The sequence below is a fragment of the Paraglaciecola sp. MB-3u-78 genome, assembly GCF_002835935.1.
In the GTDB taxonomy this organism is placed as follows: Bacteria; Pseudomonadota; Gammaproteobacteria; order Enterobacterales; family Alteromonadaceae; genus Paraglaciecola.
The window spans coordinates 1-410 of the sequence record NZ_PJCF01000067.1; the positions used below are offsets into that span (position 1 = coordinate 1).

General features: G+C 47.3%; 1 protein-coding gene. It reads left to right on the forward strand.

Annotated features, from left to right (window positions below):
• Positions 1-410, forward strand: a 410-nt coding sequence (locus tag CXF95_RS26360) for an Ig-like domain-containing protein (protein WP_198556719.1), incomplete at both ends; no start/stop codon positions are given.

A 410-nucleotide genomic window follows, 5' to 3' on the forward strand; every position in this document is an offset into this window, starting at 1 on the left:
GCCTGAACTGACTGAAATCACCGAGGCTGTGCCTGCTATGGTAGACTTGGCAGGTAATCCTTTGGTGCCAAGGGATACCACCTTTACCTCGGCCAATGGCCCTGACATTGTTAATCCTACTCGGATCCTTATCAGTGTGAACAATGGCGCTACCAACGTACCTACTAACCCGGTGATTGAATCACTGTTTAATGAGCCCATTGACCCCGTTAGTATTACCTCGGCCATCCGTTTGTACGATACAATTACCGGTCTGAATGTCCCCTCCAGTGTTGCACTTTCAGCAGATGGGCTACGTTTAACTATGGTACCTAATGAAGCCCTATTAGTCAGCCGTACCTATTATGTCTACGTCTACGGCTTACGTGACTTAAGCGGTAATGGTGTGGTTAACTTCTTCAGTACCTTTA